The sequence below is a fragment of the Alteromonas sp. CyTr2 genome (assembly GCF_947311905.1).
Classification (GTDB): Bacteria; Pseudomonadota; Gammaproteobacteria; order Enterobacterales; family Alteromonadaceae; genus Alteromonas; species Alteromonas macleodii.
Genome location: NZ_CAMZMZ010000008.1, coordinates 75,084 through 100,826, shown reverse-complemented (window position 1 = coordinate 100,826; position 25,743 = coordinate 75,084). Strand labels below are relative to the sequence as shown.

The following is a 25,743-nucleotide window of genomic DNA, read 5'->3' as shown; positions in this document are numbered from 1 at the left end:
CCCAACGATTTTCTTGTTTGCTTCAAAGGTCATTCGCCTCGTTTAAAACGCAACTTATCGTTGTGACTATCTATTACTAGCACACTTTTTTTCTTTTTGTAACGTGTGTTTCTGCAATACACAACTTACACATTTTGTTACATTTAACGGTGAATAGACGTTGCATAGATAACTCCCTTTTTTACTTGAAGTTATACACCGACGTGGTTTGGCATCCTAAGTTGTAAAAATCTAAATACTTTGTCCACTTAGACGAATAAGAAACATCTGTCCTACGTGATTTTCATATTATTTACATAAGGTTTACGTTTTTAGGACGAATATCCTTTTCATTTAGACTAATTGAGTATGTCTATTTCACCCATTTGAAAAAATGCCAATGAATAAGTAGGACGCTCCTGCATTTTCTCAACTAGCATATTGGTATCACTATAAGTCGCTATTAACCCTCATATTTAAGGGGAACAAACGTGAAAGACAGAAATCATTTGGCCGAAGTAAAAACAACAAATAAGGTCGAAATTATTACTAAAGGGGTTGTTGATATCCCAATGCTGCAAATCCTTTCTGCCGAAGGTGAACTCATTGAAAAAGCAGTTGAACCTGACCTCAGCAAAGAAGAAGCATTAAAAATATTTAATACCATGCATTACATTCGAGTATTGGATGAACGTATGGTGGGTGCACAGCGCCAAGGTCGTATTAGTTTTTACTTGGCAAGCACGGGTGAAGAGGCGGCTTCAGTTGCAAGTGCTGCAGCACTCTCAGATGACGACATGATAATGTCTCAGTACCGTGAGCAAGGCGCATTAGCCTACCGCGGATACACCACAGAACAGTTCATGAACCAAATGTTTAGCAATAAAGACGATCCTAACAAAGGACGTCAAATGCCTATCCATTATGGTGACAAGCCACTTAACTTCATGACGATATCTTCTCCACTAGGCACACAGATCCCTCAAGCATCTGGTTACGCCTATGGCCAAAAAATGTCGGGTAAAGATGTGGTTACTATCTGTTACTTCGGTGAAGGTGCAGCGTCTGAAGGAGACTTTCACGCAGGGTTAAATATGGCAGCCGTACTAAACTGCCCAGTTATCTTCTTTTGCCGTAACAATGGCTACGCGATTTCAACACCAGCAGAAGAACAGTTCGCGGGCGACGGCATTGCTTCTCGTGGTTTGGGTTACGGAATTAAAACCATCCGTGTTGATGGTAACGATGTGTTAGCCATCTACGCAGCTACAAAAGAAGCCCGTCGTATTGCCATTGAAGAAAAGTGTCCTGTACTTATTGAAGCCATGACTTATCGCTTAGCGGCGCACTCCACGTCAGACGACCCAACAGGCTATCGCTCTCGTGAAGAAGAAGATAAGTGGCGTGCAAAAGACCCTATCGCTCGTATGGCGAAATGGTTAGAAAGCAAAGGCTGGTTTGACGAGGCTGAGAACCAAAAACGCGTCGATAAAGCAAGACAAGACGTTCTAGCAGCAATGAAGAGTTGTGAAAAGACTGACGTATGTGCCATTGAAGACATTGTCGAAGATGTATACGACACAGCACCTTGGCACTTAAAAGAACAACTCAGTGAATTGAAAGCGCATATTAAGAAGTACCCGAAGATGTACCCTAAAACAGCAGGGAGAGTAAAATAATGGCTAAGATGAATCTACTTCAAGCAATTAATAATGCACTCATCACAGCCATGACCGAAGATGAAAAAGTAATGGTCTTTGGCGAAGACGTGGGCCATTTTGGTGGCGTATTCCGTGCGACCAGCCATCTTCAGGAAAAATTTGGCAAAGCACGTTGCTTTAACACGCCGCTTACTGAACAAGGCATTATAGGCTTCGCAAACGGATTGGCATCACAGGGCTCTGTACCTGTTGCTGAAATTCAATTCGGTGATTACATTTTCCCTGCGTTTGACCAAATCGTGAATGAGACGGCTAAATGGCGCTATCGTTCAGGCGGTCAGTTCGACGTTGGTACGCTAACAATTCGTACACCTTATGGCGGCGGTATTGCCGGCGGCCACTATCACAGTCAATCACCAGAGGCATTCTTCGCTCACTGCCCAGGGTTAAAGATTGTTATCCCTCGTGACCCATATCAGGCGAAAGGTTTGTTGCTTGCGTCAATTCGCGATAAAAACCCCGTATTGTTTATGGAGCCTAAACGTCTTTACCGTGCTTCTGTATCGGAAGTGCCTGAAGAAGATTACGAACTGCCATTAGGTAAGGCAGATATTGTTCAAGAAGGTAGCGATATTACTTTACTTGGATGGGGCGCGCAGATAGAAATACTGCAAAAAGCTGCAGAAATGGCTCTTGAAGATGGTGTGTCGTGTGAAATTATCGATTTACGCAGCATATTACCGTGGGACGTTGAAACGGTTATGCAATCTGTAATGAAAACAGGTCGCTTATTGATAAACCACGAAGCACCGCTAACGGGTGGCTTTGCGAGTGAAATCGCAGCGAGCATTCAGGAACGTTGTTTCTTATATCTTGAAGCGCCTATTGCGAGAGTGTGTGGTTTAGACACGCCGTATCCTTTGGCGCACGAAAAAGAATATATGCCAGATGAAACGAAGACGTACGAAGCCATAAAACGTACGCTTCACTACTAAGCCGGGGGACGATGAAATGACAATTGAATTTATCTTACCGGACATTGGTGAAGGTATAGTTGAATGTGAACTTCTGGAATGGTTAGTTTCTGAAGGTGAGCATATAGAAGAAGATCAACCTGTCGCGGAAGTAATGACCGACAAGGCTACCGTGCAAATTCCTGCAATGCATGCGGGTGTGGTTAATAAACTGCATTACGCGGTAGGCGATATTGCTAAAGTGCACGCACCATTATTCTCTATGACGCCAGATGATGCCGACGCTAACTCAGATACACATGAAGACGCGCAAGCGGAAGTAAAAGACAATGCGTCTGAAACAGCGACAGCGAATGATAGTGCTTCTTCAGGCGCTTCAAACGGCAAGCACATCGAAGACTTTATTTTGCCAGATATTGGTGAAGGTATTGTCGAGTGCGAAATTGTGAAATGGAACGTGGCTGAAGGCGATGAAATTGAAGAAGATCAAGCCGTTGTAGAAGTGATGACCGACAAGGCAGTGGTAGAGATCCCCGCTAAAAACGCAGGTACCGTGCATCGTCTTTATTACGCGCAAGGCGATATAGCGAAAGTTCATAGTGCATTGTTTGCGCTAGAAGTTGCCGGTGAAGTCACAACTAGTAGCGGTACTAATGACGAATCACCATCGGCAAACAACAGTGCTTCAAGCGTTGCATCTCAAAGTTCGGTGAACAAGCAAACAAACGGTTCAAGTCAACAATCAGCGCAATTTGCTCCTTCAAAATTCAGCGACGGCGAATACGAGCCACCTATCGCTATAGAAGGTAAAGTGTTGGCTAGCCCCGCGGTAAGACGTGTTGCAAGAGAAAAGAATATCGACCTTTCTACTGTGGAAGGCTCGGGTAAAAAGGGGCGGATCCTTAAGTCTGACGTGTTGAATCTACAACATTCGAATGTTGACACGTCGTCTCAAAATACGTCATCTTCTGCGCCAAGCTCATCTACCGCAGAAAAAGGTGATTTGAATAGCACAAGCACTGTGCTTAAAGGCAGCGTTAGAACAGAAAAAGTACGCGGTATTCAGGCAGCTATGGCGAAGCAAATGTCGGCTTCGGTCTATACTATCCCGCACTTCACAGTCAGTGACGAGTTGGTAATGGACAACCTGATGTCGCTACGCAAGCTGCTTAAACCTGAATTTGAAGCGAAGAACGTAAAACTCAGCTTTATGCCGTTTTTCGTTAAAGCAATGTCGTTGGCACTCAATGAGTTCCCTGTAGTTAACAGTCAGCTTAACGAAGACGCCACTGAGATAAGCTACTTCGCAGATCACAATATTGGTTTTGCAGTAGACTCTAAAATTGGTTTGCTTGTACCCAATATTAAGCGTGTTCAAGACCTATCTCTGTTAGAGATTGCTGTTCAAATGCAGGATATTATCGAACAAGCCAGAGCGGGCCGCGTGGCTGGCGAGCACCTTAAAGGCGGTACGATTAGTATCTCTAATATCGGTGCAATAGGCGGTATTACCGCAACGCCAGTAATTAATAAACCAGAAGCTGCTATTGTTGCTCTTGGCAAAACGCAGAAACTTCCACGCTTTGACGATGAAGGAAATGTTAGCGCGCAAAATATCATGGCGGTTAATTGGTCTGGCGACCACCGTATTATTGATGGTGCGACTATGGTGCGATTCAATAATCTATGGATGAGTTACCTAACTCAGCCAGAAAAAATGTTGATGCATCTTAAGTGATATCATTCAAAGCAATTTGATTTGCAGTAGCAATATTTTAAAAGGGCCGGTAGCAAAACTATTGGCCCTTTTTTGTTTTGTATACCTCAAAGCGCGTTGACGTTATTATAGAGCACTATAAACAAACGAAAATTTTACTGAGGTTTTGTGCTTAGTTATCAACATGCCTTTCATGCGGGCAACCACGCTGATGTCATAAAACATCTTTGTTGGATTGGCGTTATCAACGCATTAAAGAAAAAAGATAAACCTTTTACGCTTTTCGACACCCACGCAGGCGCGGGCGCGTACGATCTAACCGATGCCATGTCATCAAAAAATAAAGAGTACGAGACAGGTATATCTCGTTTGCTTATAGATGATAAAGGCGCGCAGGACTTGCCAAATTTGTTGGCCGACTATTTATCGTTGTGTGAACCGTTTTTAGCACAACAACAATATCCGGGCTCACCGGCAATAAGCGCAAAAGTAAAAAGGGACGGTGATAATTTACACCTAATGGAACTTCATCCTGCGGAATTCGATAAACTAGACATAAACGTATCCCGTTTACGCACCCTTAATAGCCACGTCCATAAACGTGACGGGTACGAAGGGCTTCGTGCACTCACGCCACCTAAACCCAATCGCGGTGCTATTTTAATCGACCCCCCTTATGAGCGCGTGAATGAATATAGCGACCTTGTTAAGGGTGTGGAGCAGGTATTCAAACGCTGGCAGCAGGCACAAATCGTAGTGTGGTATCCACTATTGTCAGAGAGGGCTGGCGCCAAAAGTGGTGCAAGTGAAGCTATGTGTGAAAAGCTTGCAGCAATGGGTAAACCCTGTTTTAAAGCAGAAATATGCGTGGAAGAAAATACCGCTGATGCCGGAATGTATGGTTCGGGCGTATTCGTTTTGAACCCGCCTTGGCAGCTAGATACTAATTTAAAAAGCGCGTTAGAAAGCGTTGTTGGTATGCTAGGTGAAAATGAAGCAGGTTATCACGCTACAGCGCATGTTACCTGGATAAACGAAGATAATTGATTGCTGTGCAGTTTAACAATGGTAAGCGTATCGCTGCTGATTAATCTGTTTCAAAAAGTCACTAAAAGCGTGAAGTAAAAAACATGTCGCAACTCAAAGGCCTAAAACATTTCTATATACCCGATGAGCAGTCGATATATCTGCTATCTCATGCGGATGCGAAAAAACTAAAAGACTGGGTAAACCTTTGTATCTCGCAGTTAGAAGGGTTGGGGTACAGTGACATCGAACTTTTAGGGAAAGGAGCCTTTGGGTTTGCGTTTGCAGGGAACGCGCCAAGCGGTGAATCACGGGTATTTAAGTTTTCGCGAATAACGTTGCCGCAGCATGTGCAAGATAGACTAGAAGAGGAAGCTTTTATGCTTTCTCACGTTAATCATGAGTTTGTACCGCGGTTTATTGAATATCAACAAATACGCAAACAATCCATCTTAGTTATGGGGCGAGCACCCGGCGAAGACCTAGAAAAAGTCAGCTTGAAAACAGGCCCACTTTCGCCCCGTATTATCGTCAAAATTGCAGTGCAGGTCGGCGAACTTTTATCCAGTTTTCGCCAATACAGTGAAAATGGAGAAATTAAACCCATTGTGCACGGAGACATAAAGCCCTCGAATCTGGTTTGGGATGCCGAAAATGAATCGGTTGGATTGATTGATTGGGGCTCTTCAGTGTTCGCACAGACTGACATCACTGGGCAATATGTAGGTAACAATGTAATGGATTTAATGTCGGGTGAACTGCATCAAACTAATGCTCGACTTGGCGATGTTTATTTTATTGGCGAGGAGCAGCTTAATGGCGCACTCTCCAGCCCCCGCTTCGATGAACAAGGCTTGGCCAGTACATTATATGCATTGGCATCAGGGCAATCGTGTCGTTACGGAAGCAAGGTTATTACACCTTCATCCCTTGGTCTTCCTAAAATGCTTGCTAATATCCTTGAGCACATGCTCAGTGAAGATCCAGAAAAGAGAAGGCAGGGCGGAGATTACCTGTTTAATCATCTCCACGTTTTGAAGAATATGGTTTTCACTCAAGACAAGCCAACGCAATATACACCGTTAATCCCTACATGGCTGGCCCACACTCAGAACCGTGCTGATATTGAAACCGTTGTTTACAGCTCTCGAAAATCTTACCTACGCCAACAGGCAAGACTCTCTGACTCGTTAGATGAAAAAGACGTAGAGGAACTTCGTTATATAGACGATGCGCAATTTGACCGCTACTACAAAAACTATCTACAAGGCATGGGGGATACCGAAAAAGCATTTGTTTCTGCAATAAGCAGACTAGGCCGTTACCCTGTAGTTGGCGGTATGGCTGTGCGCTGGGAGCCAGAAGGTATATATGTCGATTCAAGCTTGAACTTATATGATGAGTCAATGAAAGCAGCGTTTGATTTAGCAGTGAATAATGTCATTAATTTAGCAAGGGCTATTCACAAGCCCGCGGTGTTCAAATGTTGTATGTTCAACGCCAAAAACACGCTGCACATTGAACGCGAAAGTGAAGATGAAGAATTTAAACCAGCAGGCGGGATGTTTATTCCCTACGAGCTATCACGGGTTTCTGCACAAAAGGATGAAAGCCGGACTCACTCATATTTCGAAGATGGCGATGATCCGGACGAACTATTAAAGCTGCCTCAGGAGATTATCGATACCATCGTTCAACTTAATACAATACATCACACTGGTTGTATTATATTTGAAGCATTACCGCGGCATTTGAAAATTCACAACTATTACACGTTGCTTGATCACAGCCAAGAAGAGCGCTTCCACGCATTATTAGCGCAACTCGTTCAGCAAATTCCCAAAATAAAAGGGCTAGGCATTTCAGGGTTTATGAAGTTACCCTATAAAGATACGCGCTTTTTCGAGCATAAAGCAAAATTGCCTGAAAAGTACTACCCGCGAAACCCAAAAGCAGTAATTGAAGAGAAAGTACAACATGTCTGAGATTAAACTATCGTCACTTTTTGAACTCGAAACAGTGGAGGCTGGCATCTATCGAGGTCAAAGCTGGGATTTAGGCTTCCGCGCCTTGTTTGGTGGACAAGTTTTGGGGCAAGCGTTAGCAGCTGCATACGAAACAGTGGAGGCTGGTAGAGTCGCACACTCATTCCACACTTATTTTTTACTACCAGGCGATGCTAAAAAGCCTGTAGTTTACGATGTTGAAGTAGTGCGAGACGGCAGAAGTTTCTCTGCTCGACGGGTTAAAGCCATTCAGGATGGTAGAAATATTTTCTACATGACAGCGTCTTTTCAGGTTCCTCAAGATGGCATGGAGCATCAAAACCCAACAATGCCAGATGTGCCTGCGCCGGAAGATGTGCAGTCTGACATTGAATTCTATGAAGCTAACTTCAATAAAATTGCACGGCCTATGCAAGAAGCGTTGAGCTATCATAAACCTGTAGATATCCGCACGGTAGATGCAGCTAACTCTTACCAGTCAGCGAAACGCGAACCGACGCGTTATATTTGGTTAAAAGCAAGAGACACAATGAATGCATCATTGACTGTTCATCAAGCTGCGCTTGCTTACGCATCAGATTATCATTTTCTCAGTACGTCTCTTCAACCACACGGTGTTGCGGTAACCGATAAATCACTTCGAATCGCAACGATAGACCATGCTATGTGGTTCCACCGCCCAATCAATATGAACGAATGGTTATTGTATGCAATGGAGAGTCCCTTTAGCGGAGGCTCTAGAGGTTTGGTACGCGGACAAATATTTAACCAAAATGGTGAACTTGTTGCGTCAACCATGCAAGAAGGATTAATGAGAAAAGTAGACGAATAGGGAGAGGGTAATGCGCTACAAATTAGGTTCTACATCACCGCTGGTTGATGAAAGTACGTTTATAGCGCCAGGCGCACATGTTATTGGTAATGTTGAACTCAAAGTGGGTTCAAGCGTTTGGTTCAATGCGGTTATACGCGGCGATATGGACAAGATAACCGTTGGTGAAAATACGAATATCCAAGATGGCAGCGTATTACACACCGATGCAGGTATTCCTTTAGTGCTAGGTGAAGGGGTAACAGTAGGACATAAAGTCATGCTTCACGGCTGCGAGATTGGTGACTATTCCTTGATGGGAATTAACGCCGTCGTATTAAACGGTGCAAAAATTGGAAAGTACTGCATCATTGGCGCTAACGCTTTGATAACGGAAAACATGGAAATTCCAGATTACAGTTTAGTAGTTGGAGCGCCTGGTAAAGTCATTAGAACATTTGATGAGAAGATCGAACCCAAACTAAAAGCGTCTGCTGAACATTACGTAGATAACGCCAAAACATATAAGTCATCATTACAGCCAATTGATAGCTGAAATTTAAGACTAGGCTGTTCGCGATATTTTAAATCCCAATAAAAAATGCCCAGAACAAACGTTCCGGGCCTAGGGGAATGGCTCATTGCTGAGCCGTGCGCTAACTTTTACACAGGAGAGTTTAAATAAAATCTTTTAAACGGACAATGAGTATAGAATACATTTGTTTAAATTATAAACAATTTTTGTGTGAATTTTATCTTACACTCTCAACGTCAGTTAAATTGTAGAACTTATACGTTAGTAATCAATGGACTAAAAACTGGTCGGATGTGATGTTGTTTGAGAAAAAGATGTACAGTTTATATCCACATGTTGCACACATTTTATCCACGTGATGAAGCGTTATTAATATATACCCTTTTTAAATATATAGACTTACTTTCATTCATGTAAGTTATGTTGAAAACAGACGGTTGTACCATGCCATTATCCTTGTAGTATGACGTCAACGTTCATGCTAAATATGCGTGATACTGACTCTAAAAACAGGCTCTTACATTAATACGAGGATGGATTATGCAATCATTTTCTACTTTTATTCCCCCTGAACGGACTTTGATGGGTCCAGGACCATCCGATGTTAACCCCAGAATTTTAAACGCCATGGCGAGACCCACCCTGGGCCATCTCGATCCATTATTCATTGAGTTAATGGACCAAACCAAACAGCTTTTACAATATGCATTTAAAACTGACAATGCACTTACTATGCCTATTTCTGCTCCGGGCTCAGCAGGAATGGAGGCATGTTTTGTTAATCTTGTAGAACCAGGCGATAAGGTACTCGTGTGTATTAACGGCGTATTTGGCAATCGAATGGTCGAAAACGTAGAGCGTTGTGGTGGTGAGGCTATTACCGTCAACAATACATGGGGCGAGCAAACTGACCTTAATGTGGTAGAAGACACCCTTAAAGCCAATCCGGATATAAAGATCCTTGCCTTTGTTCACGCCGAAACATCTACGGGCGTACGCAATGAAGCCAAAGCGCTTTGTGAGCTGGCTAAAAAGTATGATTGTCTTAGCATTGTTGATGCAGTTACCTCTCTTGGAGGTATCGAGTTAGATGTTGACGGTTGGAGCATTGACGCTATTTATTCAGGTTCACAGAAGTGTTTGAGTTGCGTGCCGGGTATCTCTCCTGTTTCATTTAGTGAAAGAGCAGTTAACGTTATTCAAAACCGAAAAACGAAAGTGCAAAGCTGGTTTCTAGACATGAACTTGATTGTTGGTTATTGGGGGCAGGGCGCCAAGCGTGCCTACCACCATACCGCACCTGTCAACAGTATGTACGCTATGTACGAAGCACTTCTGATTTTAAAAGAAGAAGGCTTAGAAAATGCGTGGCAGCGTCATGCATTGGGTCATGAAAAACTTGCGCAGGGTCTAAGTGAACTTGGGTTAGAGATAACGGTAGACAGCGCTTATCGTTTGCCTCAATTAAATGTAGTTAAAATTCCAGACGGCGTAGACGATGCTGCCGTTCGCAAGCAATTGCTTGAAGATTTTAATTTAGAAATCGGCGCCGGTTTAGGCGATCATGCCGGTAAAGTATGGCGAATTGGTCTTATGGGATACGCATGTAAACCCCGTAATATCGATCACTGCCTTGCTGCGTTGCGCACTGTGCTTAAGTAAAACGCCTAGCGCCTTTTACTCTTTTCGGTCAACACGTTCAGTGAGATGCTTAGCTGAACGGTTGGCTTTTAACCATTTAGCATATAAAACCCATTTAACATCGCGCTTTGATATCAGTCCGCATAGATCATTACCCACTCAGCGAGATTTAAAATGTTCGTAATCGCGGCGTGTTACCGCAGTTATAGTGGTTCTACATCAAGTTGACTGGTATTAGTTATCCATTTTTGGGTCTTGCCTCATAAAAAGCACATCTCGGCGAAGTTATATCTCTTCTCATCTCAGTTCAGTGCTAAGATTTCGTTTGTTGCGTATATTCATAAACTATTCAGTTTTAAACATTTATCCTTTCGGTAACGTAATTAAAAGGCACCATAAAAAAGGAATCTCTATGAAAATGATCACGCGTACTAATACTTATTCGACAGCAAAAAGTGTAGTTAAAAAAGCATTGTTAGCTTCATCATTTATTGCCTTATCTGCACCTATGGTTTCTGCACAGGCCGCACAAGAAGCGGTTATAAATGTGCAAGGCGTAGGAGCGGTAGAAGTGACACCAAATGCTTATTCAGTCACACTCGTTGTTGAAGAAGAAGGTAATACAGTAGGTAAACTGAACACTCAGCTTGATTCGGACCTCCGCTCTATTGTTAAGTTCTTGCTTAATCAAGGTATAGATGAAAAGCACATTCAGAGTATGCAAGTACGCTTACAACCTCGCTATATCAATACGCCTCAAGGCCGTCAGCAAGAAGGTTTCACGTTGTCACGAGATATCACCGTCACATCTACTGACCTTGAAACTTATGACAAAGTATTAGATGGCGTGCTTAAACGAGGTGTTGATCGCATACAACAATTTAATTTTATTTCAGTTGGTGAAGGCGATGCCTATCAAAAAGCACTTATCTCTGCGGTAAAAGACGCAAAGCAACGTGCACAGTTATTAGCAAAAGAATTAGAGATTGAAGTAGGTGAAGTTGTTGCAATCTCAGAATCTGGTGGCAATATGCCGATTCCAGTAATGCGCGCAGAAGCTTTTGCCAAAGACATGTCTATGTCTTTACCTGGCCAAGAGCGCATAGAAGCGCGTGTTAATGTGTCTTTTAACATTGTTCAATAGCAGGAAATTCGTTTGAAAGAACAACAGTACGGTCAGTTAATAAACCAAGCAAAGAGCTTGGTTTCTGGCGAGCACGATCTTATCGCTAACATGGCAAATATAAGTGCGCTGCTTTTCAATAGCCTCGAAGAGGTGAATTGGGCAGGTTTTTACCTTTATAAAGAAGAGCAGTTGGTACTCGGTCCATTTCAGGGGCAACCAGCATGTATTCGCATTCCACTTGGAAAAGGCGTTTGCGGAACGAGTGCAAGTACCAGAACTGTTCAGCGTATAGCAGACGTTCATCAGTTCGAAGGACACATTGCCTGCGATGCTGCGTCAAACTCTGAGATTGTTGTTCCACTAGTGCTAAACGATGTGCTGGTTGGCGTACTTGATATCGACAGCCCTGTTTTTGAACGCTTTACCGAAGAAGACGAAAAAGGGCTCGTTGAAATTGCTCAAATTCTTATGGATTCGCAGAAATAATTATGAAATCCAGTGTTGATATTCACGTTGTTTTATCCACGTATGAGGACATGGAAGACTTTCATGATGACCCAGATGAGGCATCTGAACGTTTAAATTTCATCTTACATGCGGTGTACGACAATGCAGAAGAAGATATTGAAACACAGCGTTTAGAGCAAATTTTGCACTACGCATGGGAATCTTGGCAACAAGATAAGCATTTATTAGAAATAGATGACGACGAATTGCTTGATTGGGTTGACCACACGCTGGCAACTTGGGATGATGCAAGTAACGATGAAATCTCCTGAATAATTTAGAAAGTTAATGGAATCACCAGAGAAGTTTACCAACAGTAAGGAAGTGATAGCTTTCCTTGCAGAGACCTTTCCGAAATGTTTTAGCATTGAAGGCGAGGCCCGCCCACTTAAGATCGGTATTTTTCAAGATCTTGCCACACGTTTAGAAGAAGAGGAACGCGTTAGCAAAACCTTACTTCGTTCTACACTACGACATTACACCAACAGCTGGCGCTATCTTCATAGCATCAAAGAAGGTGCAAACCGTGTAGATTTAGACGGCGTTGAAGGCGATGCAATTGAAAAAGAACACGCTGATCATGCGCAGCAGCAGTTAGAAGAAAGCAAAGCAAAAGCAGCTGAAAAGCGCAAAGCTAAGCTAGCTCAGCAGCCTAAGCGAAAAGATAAACGTCAATTTAATCGTCCAAAAGGTGAAAAATCTGCAAATTCGGACCATGCTGATACTAAGCGCGGAACTAAACCGAAAAATAACAGACCAAACAATACACCACCTGCGAAATTGACAGATAGCGATTTACAGCAAGGTACGCAAGTTACCGTTAAATTAGGTAAAGCACCTATGCCTGCAGTAATTACCGAAGTAGCTAAAGATGGCATTCACGTTCAATTAGACTCAGGCATGGTAGTTAAAGTAAACGCAGACGCTTTACGTTTGGCACGCTCCAAGAGGTCGTAAAATATGAGAGACATCCTTCGAATTTCCATCGCCAGTGCTTTTCTTACCGTTGGGGTAGGAGCAGGCGCAGTTACGTCAACACCAGAGGTAGACGAGCTTCCCATTTTACAACAGGAATCTCAACACAGTGTTGCAGCTAAGCGAGTAAGCGCACTCTTTACCAGGGCGCACTACAAGGAAATTTCGTTGGATGATGCACTCTCAGCTAGAGTTTACCAGCGCTTCATCGATTCATTAGATCACAATAAACAAGTGTTATTGCTGTCTGATGTTGTGGGTTTTGAGAAATACCGCACATTGTTTGATGATGCGCTGAGTAAAGGCAACCTCTCTGTTGCCTATGATATGTATAACGTAAGCGCAAAACGACGCATTGAGCGTTATGAATTTGCACTTGCACTGTTAGAAAAAGGCCCGTTCGACTTTGAAAAAGAAGGCGATAAGTTTTTTTACGACAGAGAAGATGCTGAATGGCCAGCTAATAAAGCTGAGCTGGATGAAATTTGGCGTCAACGCGTTAAATACGACGCGTTAAATCTAATACTTGCAGACAAAACATGGGAAGAGGCGAAAGAACTTCTTACCAAACGCTATACGCGAGCGATTAAGCGCACTAAGCAAGCAAAGAGCGAAGACGTTTTTCAAACTGCAATGAATGCATTCGCACGTACAATTGAAGCTCACACCAGTTACTTATCTCCGCGTAACGCTGAACGTTTCCAAATGGACATGAACTTGTCGTTCGAAGGTATTGGTGCGGTTTTGCAAAGCGAAGATGATTACACGGTAATCAAAAGCGTTGTACCTGGCGGTCCTGCAGACGAGTCTGGCGCAATAAAACCAGAAGATAAAATTGTTGGCGTAGCACAAGACGACGAAGAGTTTGTTGATGTGATTGGTTGGCGATTGGACGAAGTGGTTGAGTTAATTAAAGGCCCGAAAGGAAGTACTGTTCGTCTACAGGTTGAAAAAGGAGCCACGGACGCGAAAACCACGTCGGTAGTTAGCCTTACTCGCGATAAAATTAAGTTAGAAGATCGCGCAGCCAAATCGGAAGTATATGTGCCAGAGACTGGTCCTCACGCGGGTGAACCTCTAGGTGTAATCACCATTCCAAGTTTTTATAACAACCTTAGTATGGATGTTGCTAAAGAAATAGAAAGCTTGAAAGCGCAAAACGTTAAAGGCGTTATCGTAGACTTGCGCGGTAATGGCGGTGGTTCTCTAACCGAAGCAACGTTACTTACTGGCCTATTTATCGAAAAAGGCCCGGTGGTTCAAATTCGATACGGTCAAAGCAAAGTTAGCGTTAACCGTGATACAGATGGCGAAGTGGCTTATGATGGCCCGTTAACCGTATTAGTTGACAGATATAGCGCGTCTGCTTCAGAGATTTTTGCGGCAGCGATGCAAGACTACAACCGTGCTCTCATCGTAGGTGAACAAACCTTCGGGAAAGGGACAGTGCAGCAGCATCGCGGTTTAGGTAAAATTTATGACCTTTACGACAACCCATTAGGTAGTGTTCAGTTTACTATCGCCAAGTTCTATCGCATTGACGGCGGCAGCACACAGCATAAAGGCGTTATTCCTGACATTCTTTATCCATCGGCGGTTGAACCAGCTGAATGGGGAGAAAGCCAAGCGGAAAATGCGTTGCCATGGGACAGTATCAATCGCGCTAACTATACGACGTTTGCAGACGGTACTGCTGCGCTTGATGTTTTAACAGCGAAGCACAACAAACGTATTTTACAAGATCCTGAGTTTTCTTATATCCAAGACGACATAAAGGAATATAAGGAAAATAAAGACAAGAACTTCATCTCATTAGTTAAATCTGTACGTGAAGGCGAGAAGAAAGAGGCGGAAGAGAAGTCGCTTGCTCGTGCTAACGAACGTTTACAGCGATTGGGAATGGAAACTGTCACAACATTGGACGACCTACCTGAAGATATGGAAGAATTAGATCCATTCTTGGACGAGGCAGCCAATATTACTTTCGATATGATCGAAACAGGCCGTTACGCTATCACAAGAAATTAAGTGATTAGAAAAAAGGGCTGGTCTAGGGCCAGCCCTTTTTTTGTGTCTATAAATTATTAAAACAATAATAAAGGGAAATAACATGGCTATCAGAGGCGAATTTTCCTCTCGAATAGGGTTCGTGCTAGCAGCGGCAGGCTCGGCAGTAGGACTAGGTAATATTTGGGGCTTTCCTACAAAGGTAGCAAGTAACGGTGGCGCAGCATTTGTTCTCGTATACTTACTGCTGGCTTTTGTACTCGCTTATCCCGTACTTATGGCAGAACTTATAATCGGTCGTAGTTCACGTTCGAATATGGTTGACGCTTTAGGTAAAATATCAGGCAATTTCGTCGGAAGGCTAACGGGCATTTGGGGCTGTGTTACCGTGTCACTTATCCTTGCATTCTACGCTATTGTAGGCGGATGGATGCTGGTTTATTTCGCCGATGCAGCCGTAAGCATGGTGGGATTTACGAGTGCTAGCGACTGGCTACTCACTTCATCAGTTACGCGTAACATTATTTTCTGCTTCTTATTCATGGGCTTAACTGCATTTATCGTTGTCGGAGGTGTAAAGTCCGGCATTGAGAAGTGGTCGGTGCGTTTGATGCCTACATTGGTTATTCTCATTCTTGCACTGATTGTTTATGTGAGCCTACAGCCTGGTGCCGTAGAAGGTTGGTCAGCATATTTAGTACCTGACTTCTCTCGCGTTCTAGACCCAGACTTATTAATTAACGCCATGGGACAAGCCTTTTTTTCAATGTCTTTAGGTGTGGGTACCATGCTGGTTTATGGTTCATACTTAAGTAAAAATGAAAATCTACCTAGCATTGGTGCGTCGGTAGCGCTTGTCGATATCGGTGTTGCGGTTATTGCGGGTATGCTTATTATCCCGGCCATGTACGTTGCATTAAACAACGGCGTTGAAATCTTCACACCTGAAGGCGCGTTAATCCAAGGTGACACGCTGATTTTCAAAGTACTACCAGCACTGTTTGATACCATTGGTAGCGTAGGTCTTTTCGTTGCTTTTACCTTTTTCGCGCTAATGGCGATTGCTGCCGTCACGTCTTCAATTTCAATGTTGGAAGTTCCCGTTGCGTTTATGGTGGAAAGTAAAGGTCTTCAACGTAAAAAGGCCGTGTTATTAATGGCATCGGTCATCTTTGTATTAAGCTGCATCATCATTTTAAATTTTGAAACCTTGTTCGGCTTTGTTATCGCATTAACTACCGAGTATAGCCAACCGTTACTAGGACTCGCCTTGTGTATTTTCGCAGGTTGGGTGTGGCGCAGAGATGCAATACTCGATGAACTTAAACAAGGTGATCAGTTTGCTGAACACAGCATTTTCTGGAAGATTTGGCCTTGGTACGTACGCTTTGTGTGTCCCGTTATCATTGCGCTTATGTTCTACCGCTCAGTCTTCTAAAGCATTCTGGTAAAAAGCGGACAGCACGCTTAACGCGTTACAAATACAATAATAAGGTTTTAAAAAACGACAATGACGAATAAAGAAATAAAAACGCCGTCACTTCTCGATGCAATGCTTCCTATTCTTGCGTTAGTCATAATGATGGGAAGCGCAGTTTATTTGTTTGCCGATAACTCTTCTTACGGTCCAAACCAAATTGCACTTCTTTTAGCGATGGGCTTAGCTGCTATCATTGGAATGAAAAATGGCTACAGCTGGAAAACTATCGAAAAGGGCATTGTAGACGGTATCTCAATGTCTTTAGGTGCTTGCTTAATTCTGTTAGCGGTAGGTTCTCTTATTGGCACATGGATGCTAGCCGGAACCGTGCCTACGCTTATCTATTTCGGTTTAGAGTTGCTTAACCCCTCGTTTTTCTATGCTGCCGCTTGTCTGATTTGTGCGGTTGTTGCAATGAGTATAGGTAGTTCTTGGACTACCGCGGCGACTGTGGGTGTTGCGCTAATGGGGGTTTCTGCAGGCATGGAAATGTCGGCAGCCATAACCGCCGGCGCAGTAGTATCAGGTTCGTACTTTGGCGATAAAATTTCGCCCTTATCTGAAACAACAAACTTAGCGCCTGCCGTTGCGGGCACGGATTTATTTGAGCACATCCGTTACATGCTTTGGACGACGATTCCGAGCTTTGTTATTGCGCTTATTCTATTTACAGTACTGGGCTTTAGTGAAGTGGGTGAGGCCAAAGCAGAACGCATTGAGCAGATGCAACTTTTGTTAAACGAGTCTTTTGACTTAGGTTGGCATTTGTTAATTCCCCTTGTCGTTTTGCTCACCTTAGCGATTAAAAAGATGCCTGCGTTTCCAGCTGTTTTTATCGGCGCTTTGTTAGGTGGAGTCTGGGCAGTTGTATTCCAGTGGGATGTGGTTACTTCTATGGCAAATGGTGACGACTCGGTGAATGTAGGTGCGTTGAAGGTAGTTTGGACCGCGCTATTCGATGGCGTAAGCTTCTCAACACCTGACGAGAACTTAAACAGCTTGCTTTCTCGTGGTGGCATGTCTTCTATGTTAAATACTATTTGGTTGATCATCTGTGCAATGTCGTTTGGTGCCGTATTAGAGCGTGTTGGCCTATTAAAGCGTGCAGTTTCTGCCATATTAATTGGTGCAAAATCCGCAGGAGATATGGTGAGCAGAACCATTCTTACTTGTTTTGGTACCAACCTGGTTACTGCAGATCAGTATATTTCAATCGTGATGCCAGGCCGTATGTACAAAGAAGAATTCAAAAAACGTGGTTTAGACCAATTGAATCTTTCTCGCAGCCTTGAAGACGGCGGCACACTTACGTCTCCACTTATTCCTTGGAACACCTGTGGTGCTTACATGCACAGTGTTTTATTAGTCAATCCATTTGATTACGTATTCTATGCATTCTTCAACGTAATCAACCCGATCCTTGCTGTTATTTATGCGTATTTAGGTATTAAGATTTTACGTATTACGCCACCGCATGTTGAAGTAAACAGCAAAGATACGGTTTAACACAGAGTTCCAATTAAACCCACGTAGGCTTTCTTCCAGGAGGATCTATGTCAGTTCAAGCTAAACGCCGGGCGGATTACCAGCCGCCCGCTTTTTCAATAGCGACAGTTGACCTACATATAACGCTACACCCAACGAAAACCAAAGTTATCAGCACGTTGTCCGTCACTCGTAATGGCGCGCACGATAGTCCATTAGTACTAGATGGCGATAATTTATCGCTAGATTCTATTTCTATTAACGGTACGCACCTATCTGATAATGAATACACGGTAACAGATAGCGCCTTAAGCGTGGTTACTGAACTTGATGAGTTCGTCTTAGAAATTACCAATACCATTGCCCCTGAGCACAACAAAGCGCTGGAAGGCTTGTATTTATCAGGTGGTGCCTATTGCACGCAGTGTGAAGCGGAAGGGTTTCGTCGCATTACGTACTTCATGGACCGCCCGGATGTTTTGTCGGTCTACACAGTGACGGTAGTTGCCGACAAATCAGTACCGATGCTTTTGGCCAATGGCAACCCAGTGGACAAGGGCGAAGTTGACGAAAATACGCATTTTGTTAAATGGCACGATCCACATCCAAAACCTTGCTACCTTTTTGCTCTAGTTGCCGGTGACTTCGATTTACTCACCGATAGCTACACCACCACTAGCGGTAAAGAGGTTGCGCTAGAACTTTATGTTGATAAAGGCAAAAAGTCTCAAGGTATTTTCGCATTAGAATCTCTCAAACGGGCGATGAAGTGGGACGAAGATGTGTTCGGGTTAGAGTACGACTTAGATATCTACATGATTGTTGCCGTCGATTTCTTCAATATGGGAGCGATGGAAAACAAGGGCTTAAATGTATTTAACAGTAAGTTTGTATTAGCCGATCAAAAAAGTGCCACCGACGATGACTTTTTTAATGTTGAGTCGGTTATCGCGCACGAGTACTTCCACAACTGGACCGGCAACCGGGTTACTTGTCGCGATTGGTTCCAGCTAAGCCTTAAAGAGGGGCTTACTGTATTTAGAGACCAACAGTTCAGCGCTGATATGACTTCGGCGTTAAGTAATCGTATAAAGCACGTTCGTGTTATGCGAGAACACCAGTTTGCAGAAGATGCGAGTGCAATGAGTCATCCAATTCGTCCAGAAGAAGTCATTGAAATGAACAACTTCTACACGGTGACGGTTTATGACAAAGGCGCTGAAGTTATTCGCATGTTCCACACATTATTGGGGCCTGACGGATTCAGACGTGGTATGGACGAGTACTTTAGAAGACACGACGGTCAGGCTGTCACCTGTGATGACTTCATTTCAGCAATGCAGTCTGCTACTGATTTAGATTTAACCCAGTTTACCCGCTGGTATAGTCAATCTGGTACGCCAGTGATTTCTGTCGCACACAGCACTGAGGTCGATGATGATGGCATTGTTAAGCATAGCTTTACATTGTCACAGCACACACCTGCAACCTCCGATCAGAAAGAAAAGCTTCCTCTATATATTCCTGTAAATATCGAGATTATTGATGATGAGGGGAAAAGCTATACAGACAACGAGTCGTTAATTCAAAACGGCATGGTCATTTTAAAAGATGATGCTATGCGTTTTACTGTAGAAGCCAAAACTACTCATTTAACACCTGTAGTATTGGGTAACTTCTCAGCGCCAGCGAAAGTAGAAAACCCATTGGGGACAGAGTCTTTACTTACTATATTTAAGCATGCGAAGGATCCATTTAATCGTTGGGATGCAATGCAAACGTTGTATGACCGCTGTGTGAAGCAATTAGAGGAATCGCCTGGGTCTGGTATCAGTAATGAAATCTGGAACGGTATCAAGCAAGCGATTGCCCAAGAGCAGAACAACCTTGAATTGCTGAGTGAATGTTTAGTCATACCTTCGTTTGAGACACTGTGCCAAAGCCGAAGTAACATAAACGTTTCCGCACTTTCGAAAGCGAGAAAAGCGTTCTGCGACCAGTTTGCTCGCGCACTCGAAAAAGAGCTAAAACAAGTCTTCGAAAATATCGAGAAAAGCGCGTATTGCTACACGCAAGAAGCGGTGAATCAACGTCGCTGCAAAAATGTCGTGCTTGCACACTTAGCGCGGTTACCCCAACACGAGCATATTGTGGTTTCTCAGTTTGAAACCGCTGATAATATGACAGATACGCTAGGCGCGTTGAGAAGCGCACAACACTGTAGCGCCACCACTTTCGACAGTTTGATGGCTCAGTTTGAGGAATCGTGGAATCATGACCCGCTTGTTTTGGACAAATGGTTCGCACTCCACGCTACACAAAATCGAGACGATATCTTTGCGACTATCACAATGTTATGTGAGCACCCTCAGTTCGCAATGAGTAACCCGAACCGTGTTCGTTCTGTTATTGGTAGCTTCGCTTTCTATAACAGCGAAAGGTTTCATGCACTCGATGGCAGTGGATATAAATTTGTAACCGACTACTTACTTAAGCTCGATGCGGTCAACCCACAGGTTGCCGCCCGTATTGTAACGCCACTGACGCAATGGCAGGGCTTTGCAAGCGAGCATCAGGTTCATATGAAGCAACAGCTTGGCCGTTTGCTTAATCATAAAGGTTTAAGTAAAGATTTGTTTGAGAAAGTAAGTAAAAGCCTTGCTTATGACAAGCATTAGCCAAACTGACTCGGTTTTTTACTTTTCAATAAATGCACCTTACAAGCAATGTGAGGTGCTTTATATTCCAACTATGCCAGATGTGGTCATGGTCAGTGAATCAGGCCTAAGCGTCCAAGTACCGACCAACCGGCTCAGGCAATTTGTTACGTCTGATGGTATTAAAGGTCGTTTTAGGATGATTATTGATGCCAACAAAAAAATAAAATCCTTTGAAAGGCTCGCATAGAGCCTTTTTTGTACGCGACGAATTACTCTCTTTTACACGAGCTTTCACCACTCCCATATGTAACACTTATGCGTTTTCTTCTGTCATTGAGCGTTCCAAAATACTTAACGCAACAGTTTCGCAATATTTCTGTACATTTTTCCTGCAAGTTTATAAATGCCTTTTATACTCACAATAAAGCAATAACTATTTGATACGACTAATGTTGTAAATTTTGTTAACTGGTAGGATTAGTTCTTGCGGTTATGGCAAAATGATGTAATGATTTTGTTAATCGTTATGGTTGGTCATGATGTCACGTATTAAGTCACATCGACTTGGGAGTATAAAAATATGAAAAACGGGCCTAGCGCTTTTAAGATATCACCGGTAGCAGCGGGAGTTCTCTCACTGCTAGGTGCTGCTGCAGTACCAGCACACGCTGCGAATTGGCAAGTGGGTGATGTAAGTATATCTTTAGATTCAACATTTACATTAGCTACAAGTATTCGAACAGAGGCAAGAGATTACGACCTTATAGGTAACAGTAACCATCCTCAATTCGACTGGAGCGGTTATCACGCAGCTTTCAACCCTTTATACCCAAGTGGCGACGTGTGGGGTTTAGCAGATGGCGGTTATTCCACCAATGGTGACCTTGGTAACCTTGCACACGATCCAGGTGACGCGTTTGCAACGCAAATTTCAGGTACTCATGAATTAGATATCAATTTTGGCGACTATGGTTTCTTCGCCCGTGGTTTCTGGTTCTACGACTTTGAGCAAATGGACGGCGACCGTCCATACTCTAACCCAATAACGGGTAACCAATACGACTTGTGTCAAGACCCTGAAGCAGAAGACCTACTGTGTACCGATGTACGTCTTTACGACGCATTCTTCTATGGCGACTGGTGGATTGGCGACAAACCACTTACGCTTCGTGTAGGCCGTCAGGTGATCAGTTGGGGTGAAAGTACATTCATCCAGCACGGTATTAACACAACGAACCCTGTTGATGTAACACGAGCTCGTGCTCCAGGTGCAGAACTTAAAGAAGTATTCCTTCCAGTAGGGATGGTGTACGCGTCTTTAGGTTTGACTGACACAGTGAGTATTTCTGGTTATTACCAGTACGAATGGCAGCGCAGCTGGCTTCCAGTTTCTGGCAGTTACTTCGCGGGCAACGATTTTGCAGGTGAGGGCGGTCAACGCCAAAACGTCCAGCTTGGTTTCAGTGGTAACCCAGACATCGACTTAGATCACCTTCTCACTGCGTTAAACGGATACGGTGATTTACTTCGCTCTGGCGCTAATCCAGAGGACATTTCGCAAGCCTACCTTGCTTATCCAACCAAAGTGGCTATTCGTGGTTTTTCTGACGCAGCGCACAACGACGCCGACGATCAAGGTCAATACGGTTTACGCTTGACGTGGTTTGCCGAGAATTTGAATGAAACAGAGTTTAGTTTCTATCACATCAATTACCACAGCCAACGCCCGCTTATTTCAGGTAAGACATCAGACTTTACTGCTGAAGGTATTGGCGCAGATCTCGCGTTCCTAGCATCTAATACCGTTACTCGCGACAACATCACTGAACTGGGTGCATTTACACAGTCAGAGTTCTTCTACCCAGAAGATATCAAACTCTATGGTATGAGCTTTAACACTAATATCGGTACTACGGCTCTTGCGGGTGAATTTGCTTACCGCGTGGATGAGCCGCTTCAAATCGATGATGTTGAATTGCTGTATATGGGGATGCCAGAGCAATTGGCAAATGCGGGGCTACGTCCAGACTTAGCGGGTATCTCCCAGCTCAACAACATTGGTCGTGCAGTAGGACCAGGCGAGACAGCGGAAGGTTATCTATTCTCTGATACATGGCAAATGCAGTTTACTGCCTCACACGTATTTGGCCCTAAATTTGGTTCTGACAACTTCGTACTATTAGGCGAAGTAGGCTATGTGAACGTTGTAGATATGCCAGATCCGAACGTAATTCGCTTAAATGCGCCTGGTACAGCACGTACGCCGTCACTAGAGCCTATCAATGGCAATAGTCGTGAAGGTTTACACCAAGCGCTATCAGGCGGACCAGAGACTAACCCGTTTGCTACTGACGATGCGTGGGGTTACCGTTTACTTGCTGTTGCTGATTACAACGACATCATGGCCGGAATTAACTTACGTGCTCGTGCAACATTCTCTCACGATGTAGAGGGTACAACACCAGACCCTCTATTCCTTTTCACAGAAGATGTTAAGTCTGCTGCAATTTCATTGACGTTCGACTACCTAAGCAAGTGGTCAGCAACAGCGTCGTACAGCGCTTTCTGGGGCGGTATTGGTACTACTAATGCGCTATCAGACAGAGACTTCGTTTCATTTAACATCAAATATGCAATCTAAGAGTGGTATTTATGATTAGAAAAGTAGGAATTATCGCTGCGGCTTTATCACTTGCTCTGTCAGGTGCAAGCGCGATGGCAAAGGTGTCTGACGCAGATGCCAATAAACTAGGTAACGAATTGACGCCACTGGGCGCTATGAAAGCAGGTAATGCAGACGGCAGTATCCCAGCGTGGACTGGCGGTATTACTTCAGCACCAGCGGGCTACACAGTGGGTGATCACCATCCAGACCCGTACCCTGAAGATAAAGTGCTATTTGAAATCACGGCACAAAACTACAAAGAATATGCGGACTTTCTATCTGAAGGTCAGAAAAAGCTTTTCGAAGCTTACCCTGAAACCTTCCGTATGCCGGTTTACCCAACGCGTCGTTCTGCGTCTAATCCCCAGGCTATCTACGATGCAACTAAGGTAAATGCAACTAGCGCGGAGCTATTAGACGGCGGTAACGGAATTAAAGGGGCTGTTCTCGGTATTCCGTTCCCAATTCCACAAAATGGTCTTGAAGCAATTTGGAACCATATACTTCGCTATCGCGGTGAAGCGGTTCAGCGTAATGGTGGTCAAGCTGCGGTAACAACTGGTGGTGATTACAACGTAATCGGTTTTGACGAGCAGTTATTAATTAAGTACGCAGAAGAAGGTGCTACACCAGAAAAGCTTACTGACGAAAACGTCCTTTTCATGTTTAAACAAAAAGTAACAAAGCCTGCTCGTTTGGCGGGTACAGCGCTGCTTGTACATGAAACAGTTGACCAAGTAAAAGAGCCGCGTAAAGCATGGACCTACAACACGGGTCAGCGCCGTGTACGTCTAGCACCAAACATTGCTTATGATACACCTGGAACCGCAGCTGATGGCCTTCGTACTACCGATGACTTTGATATGTTTAACGGTTCACCAAACCGTTACAACTGGAAGTTAGTGGGTAAGAAAGAAATGTTCGTTGCATACAACAACTATGCACTTCATTCAGATAATGCGAAGTACGATGACATCTTAAAGCCAAACCACGTTAACCCAGACCTAACACGTTGGGAAAAACACCGCGTTTGGGAAGTAGAAGCCACATTGAAAGACGGTTTCCGTCATATTTATCAAAAGCGTGTATTCTTCATTGATGAAGATAGCTGGCAAATTCAAGTTGCTGATATGTATGATAATCGTGGCGAACTTTATCGTGTTGGTGTAGCGTATGGTGTGAACTATTATGAAGTACCTACCCAGTGGTCTACTCTGGATGTGTACCATGACTTGAACTCACGTCGTTACCTGGCTATTGGCCTCGATAACGAAGAAGAGATGTACGACTTCACCGTTCGCCCACGAGATGTGGAATTCACACCTCAGGCGTTACGACGAGAAGGTATGCGCTAATCGCCTTAAACAACAAACGGTTGGCAATTGCCAGCCGTTTTTGTATGCAGACAATTATAAATAGGGGGAATGGTTAATTATGAAAAAAACCATTGCAGCGTGCATTGCCGCCACTTTCGCAGTTAATTACTCTACAACTGCAATCGCCGAAGAAGCATTCATGGCACCATTGGTTGAGCAATCGGTTCTTTTGGACATAGACGCTGATACATTTGTCGTTATTGTCGGTGAACGCGGTCACGTGTTAGTTTCAGAGGATGGTGAGGCATTTAATCAAAAAGCCGTACCAACACAATCAACGCTTACAGCGACAACTGTTGTAGGTGATAATATTTGGGCAGTGGGCCACGACGCTGTCATTCTTCATTCTTCAGATAAAGGCGAGACGTGGGAGATACAAAATTTCCAACCTGACCTTCAGCGCCCATTTCTAGACGTATTATTCTTCAATGAAAAGCAGGGGATTGCTACAGGTGCCTATGGCTTGTTCTATCGAACCTTAGACGGTGGAAAAACGTGGACGGCAGAACGTCATGCCAGTCTGCTTGACCCAATGGATCAAGAATACCTTGAAGATATTCGAAAAGAAGATGAAGACTTCTATCAGCAAGAACTTGAATCTATTTTACCCCACTTAAACAGAATTACCCTTGATGGTGATACGCTTTACCTAGCAGGCGAAGCCGGTCTGCTAGCCAAAAGTACCAATATGGGAGAATCGTGGGAACGGTATTACGTCGACTATACAGGATCGTTTTTCGATATTAAGCCGCTTGATGAAAATACCGTTCTAGCGGTTGGCCTTCGCGGAAATATATTTGTTAACAGAAACGAAGGTGAGTGGGAATACGTACAAACTTGCTCAACCAGCACACTAAATTCAATTCTAATTGGTTCTGAATCGAAGGTTTATGCTTTGGGTAACAACGGGATGATGGTAAGCGCACAGCGACCTTTACCCACCAGTATGCGAGACCCCTATGCAAACCTTTCAGATTGCGAAGCTGATGAAGGCATTGTCGTTTCACAAATTAAAGACAAAGCCGCGCTTCTTAATGCAACACAGTTTAATGGTAAGAATATTGCCGTTACTGCGAATGGCATTAAAACGTTGAATTTAAAATAGGGCAGTA

Annotated in this window: 20 protein-coding genes; all 20 read left to right on the top strand. The window is 43.8% G+C overall.

The genetic code is table 11. The features are described 5' to 3' along the window. Positions 1-470: 470 nt before the first annotated feature. The gene (locus QME20_RS06970; protein ID WP_014976583.1) at positions 471-1,658 is read left to right on the top strand and encodes a thiamine pyrophosphate-dependent dehydrogenase E1 component subunit alpha; all 1,188 of its coding nucleotides are present in this window, start codon (positions 471-473) and stop codon (positions 1,656-1,658) included. Further along, positions 1,658-2,635: an alpha-ketoacid dehydrogenase subunit beta gene (locus tag QME20_RS06965; protein WP_061095031.1), complete on the top strand. Its 978-nt coding sequence runs from the start codon at positions 1,658-1,660 to the stop codon at positions 2,633-2,635. The genes QME20_RS06970 and QME20_RS06965 overlap by 1 nt, the downstream gene beginning before the upstream one ends. A 16-nt stretch (positions 2,636-2,651) precedes the next feature. Further along, positions 2,652-4,352 (top strand): dihydrolipoyllysine-residue acetyltransferase, encoded by a 1,701-nt coding sequence (locus QME20_RS06960; RefSeq protein WP_061095032.1) that lies wholly within the window; start codon positions 2,652-2,654, stop codon positions 4,350-4,352. A 147-nt stretch (positions 4,353-4,499) separates the two neighbouring features. Beyond that, a complete protein-coding gene (gene rlmJ, locus QME20_RS06955; RefSeq protein ID WP_061095033.1) occupies positions 4,500-5,378 on the top strand; it encodes a 23S rRNA (adenine(2030)-N(6))-methyltransferase RlmJ in 879 nt (292 codons plus the stop codon). An 83-nt stretch (positions 5,379-5,461) separates the two neighbouring features. Beyond that, positions 5,462-7,342: a phosphotransferase gene (locus QME20_RS06950; RefSeq protein WP_239257517.1), complete on the top strand. Its 1,881-nt coding sequence runs from the start codon at positions 5,462-5,464 to the stop codon at positions 7,340-7,342. Then, positions 7,335-8,195 carry an acyl-CoA thioesterase II gene (tesB, locus tag QME20_RS06945; RefSeq protein ID WP_014949536.1) on the top strand — a complete coding sequence of 287 codons (861 nt, stop codon included), beginning with the start codon at positions 7,335-7,337 and terminating at the stop codon, positions 8,193-8,195. The genes QME20_RS06950 and tesB overlap by 8 nt, the downstream gene beginning before the upstream one ends. Positions 8,196-8,205: 10 nt before the next feature. Then, a complete protein-coding gene (locus QME20_RS06940) occupies positions 8,206-8,730 on the top strand; it encodes a gamma carbonic anhydrase family protein (protein WP_281715678.1) in 525 nt (174 codons plus the stop codon). A gap of 519 nt (positions 8,731-9,249) precedes the next feature. Next, positions 9,250-10,371, top strand: a complete 1,122-nt coding sequence (locus QME20_RS06935) for an alanine--glyoxylate aminotransferase family protein (protein ID WP_281715677.1) — start codon at positions 9,250-9,252, stop codon at positions 10,369-10,371. A 391-nt stretch (positions 10,372-10,762) separates the two neighbouring features. Then, complete coding sequence (locus QME20_RS06930; protein ID WP_014979336.1) at positions 10,763-11,494, top strand: SIMPL domain-containing protein; 732 nt, start codon at positions 10,763-10,765, stop codon at positions 11,492-11,494. Between the two features lie 12 nt (positions 11,495-11,506). Beyond that, positions 11,507-11,962, top strand: a complete 456-nt coding sequence (locus tag QME20_RS06925; RefSeq protein ID WP_014949540.1) for a GAF domain-containing protein — start codon at positions 11,507-11,509, stop codon at positions 11,960-11,962. 2 nt (positions 11,963-11,964) lie between these two features. Then, on the top strand, positions 11,965-12,255 hold the full coding sequence (locus QME20_RS06920; RefSeq protein ID WP_014949541.1) for a hypothetical protein: 291 nt from the start codon (positions 11,965-11,967) through the stop codon (positions 12,253-12,255). Positions 12,256-12,271: 16 nt separating this feature from the next. Then, positions 12,272-12,940: an RNA chaperone ProQ gene (gene proQ, locus QME20_RS06915; protein WP_014949542.1), complete on the top strand. Its 669-nt coding sequence runs from the start codon at positions 12,272-12,274 to the stop codon at positions 12,938-12,940. A 3-nt stretch (positions 12,941-12,943) separates the two neighbouring features. Further along, positions 12,944-14,986, top strand: coding sequence for a carboxy terminal-processing peptidase (prc, locus tag QME20_RS06910; RefSeq protein ID WP_014949543.1), 2,043 nt, complete (start codon positions 12,944-12,946; stop codon positions 14,984-14,986). A gap of 82 nt (positions 14,987-15,068) precedes the next feature. After that, positions 15,069-16,403 (top strand): sodium-dependent transporter, encoded by a 1,335-nt coding sequence (locus QME20_RS06905; RefSeq protein ID WP_014949544.1) that lies wholly within the window; start codon positions 15,069-15,071, stop codon positions 16,401-16,403. 72 nt (positions 16,404-16,475) lie between these two features. Next, positions 16,476-17,951, top strand: a complete 1,476-nt coding sequence (gene nhaC / locus QME20_RS06900) for a Na+/H+ antiporter NhaC (RefSeq protein ID WP_171337039.1) — start codon at positions 16,476-16,478, stop codon at positions 17,949-17,951. 47 nt (positions 17,952-17,998) lie between these two features. After that, a complete protein-coding gene (gene pepN / locus QME20_RS06895) occupies positions 17,999-20,608 on the top strand; it encodes an aminopeptidase N (protein ID WP_281715676.1) in 2,610 nt (869 codons plus the stop codon). Continuing rightward, positions 20,595-20,837, top strand: a complete 243-nt coding sequence (locus QME20_RS06890; protein WP_039227708.1) for a DUF2835 family protein — start codon at positions 20,595-20,597, stop codon at positions 20,835-20,837. The genes pepN and QME20_RS06890 overlap by 14 nt, the downstream gene beginning before the upstream one ends. A 333-nt stretch (positions 20,838-21,170) precedes the next feature. Beyond that, positions 21,171-23,231 carry a DUF1302 domain-containing protein gene (locus QME20_RS06885; RefSeq protein ID WP_171337037.1) on the top strand — a complete coding sequence of 687 codons (2,061 nt, stop codon included), beginning with the start codon at positions 21,171-21,173 and terminating at the stop codon, positions 23,229-23,231. 11 nt (positions 23,232-23,242) lie between these two features. Beyond that, the gene (locus QME20_RS06880) at positions 23,243-24,610 is read left to right on the top strand and encodes a DUF1329 domain-containing protein (protein ID WP_014949549.1); all 1,368 of its coding nucleotides are present in this window, start codon (positions 23,243-23,245) and stop codon (positions 24,608-24,610) included. Positions 24,611-24,689: 79 nt separating this feature from the next. After that, complete coding sequence (locus tag QME20_RS06875) at positions 24,690-25,736, top strand: YCF48-related protein (protein WP_061485904.1); 1,047 nt, start codon at positions 24,690-24,692, stop codon at positions 25,734-25,736. The last annotated feature ends 7 nt before the right edge of the window (positions 25,737-25,743 follow it).

Excerpts from the sequence above, each read along its gene's own strand:
- tesB (WP_014949536.1), top strand. The coding sequence starts at position 7,335 with ATGTCTGAGATTAAACTATCGTCACTTTTTGAACTCGAAACAGTGGAG.
- QME20_RS06880 (WP_014949549.1), top strand. The coding sequence starts at position 23,243 with ATGATTAGAAAAGTAGGAATTATCGCTGCGGCTTTATCACTTGCTCTG.
- QME20_RS06935 (WP_281715677.1), top strand. The coding sequence starts at position 9,250 with ATGCAATCATTTTCTACTTTTATTCCCCCTGAACGGACTTTGATGGGT.
- QME20_RS06965 (WP_061095031.1), top strand. The coding sequence starts at position 1,658 with ATGGCTAAGATGAATCTACTTCAAGCAATTAATAATGCACTCATCACA.
- QME20_RS06950 (WP_239257517.1), top strand. The coding sequence starts at position 5,462 with ATGTCGCAACTCAAAGGCCTAAAACATTTCTATATACCCGATGAGCAG.
- nhaC (WP_171337039.1), top strand. The coding sequence starts at position 16,476 with ATGACGAATAAAGAAATAAAAACGCCGTCACTTCTCGATGCAATGCTT.
- QME20_RS06875 (WP_061485904.1), top strand. The coding sequence starts at position 24,690 with ATGAAAAAAACCATTGCAGCGTGCATTGCCGCCACTTTCGCAGTTAAT.
- proQ (WP_014949542.1), top strand. The coding sequence starts at position 12,272 with ATGGAATCACCAGAGAAGTTTACCAACAGTAAGGAAGTGATAGCTTTC.
- prc (WP_014949543.1), top strand. The coding sequence starts at position 12,944 with ATGAGAGACATCCTTCGAATTTCCATCGCCAGTGCTTTTCTTACCGTT.
- QME20_RS06885 (WP_171337037.1), top strand. The coding sequence starts at position 21,171 with ATGAAAAACGGGCCTAGCGCTTTTAAGATATCACCGGTAGCAGCGGGA.
- QME20_RS06920 (WP_014949541.1), top strand. The coding sequence starts at position 11,965 with ATGAAATCCAGTGTTGATATTCACGTTGTTTTATCCACGTATGAGGAC.
- QME20_RS06890 (WP_039227708.1), top strand. The coding sequence starts at position 20,595 with ATGACAAGCATTAGCCAAACTGACTCGGTTTTTTACTTTTCAATAAAT.
- QME20_RS06930 (WP_014979336.1), top strand. The coding sequence starts at position 10,763 with ATGAAAATGATCACGCGTACTAATACTTATTCGACAGCAAAAAGTGTA.
- QME20_RS06960 (WP_061095032.1), top strand. The coding sequence starts at position 2,652 with ATGACAATTGAATTTATCTTACCGGACATTGGTGAAGGTATAGTTGAA.
- pepN (WP_281715676.1), top strand. The coding sequence starts at position 17,999 with ATGTCAGTTCAAGCTAAACGCCGGGCGGATTACCAGCCGCCCGCTTTT.
- QME20_RS06940 (WP_281715678.1), top strand. The coding sequence starts at position 8,206 with ATGCGCTACAAATTAGGTTCTACATCACCGCTGGTTGATGAAAGTACG.
- QME20_RS06905 (WP_014949544.1), top strand. The coding sequence starts at position 15,069 with ATGGCTATCAGAGGCGAATTTTCCTCTCGAATAGGGTTCGTGCTAGCA.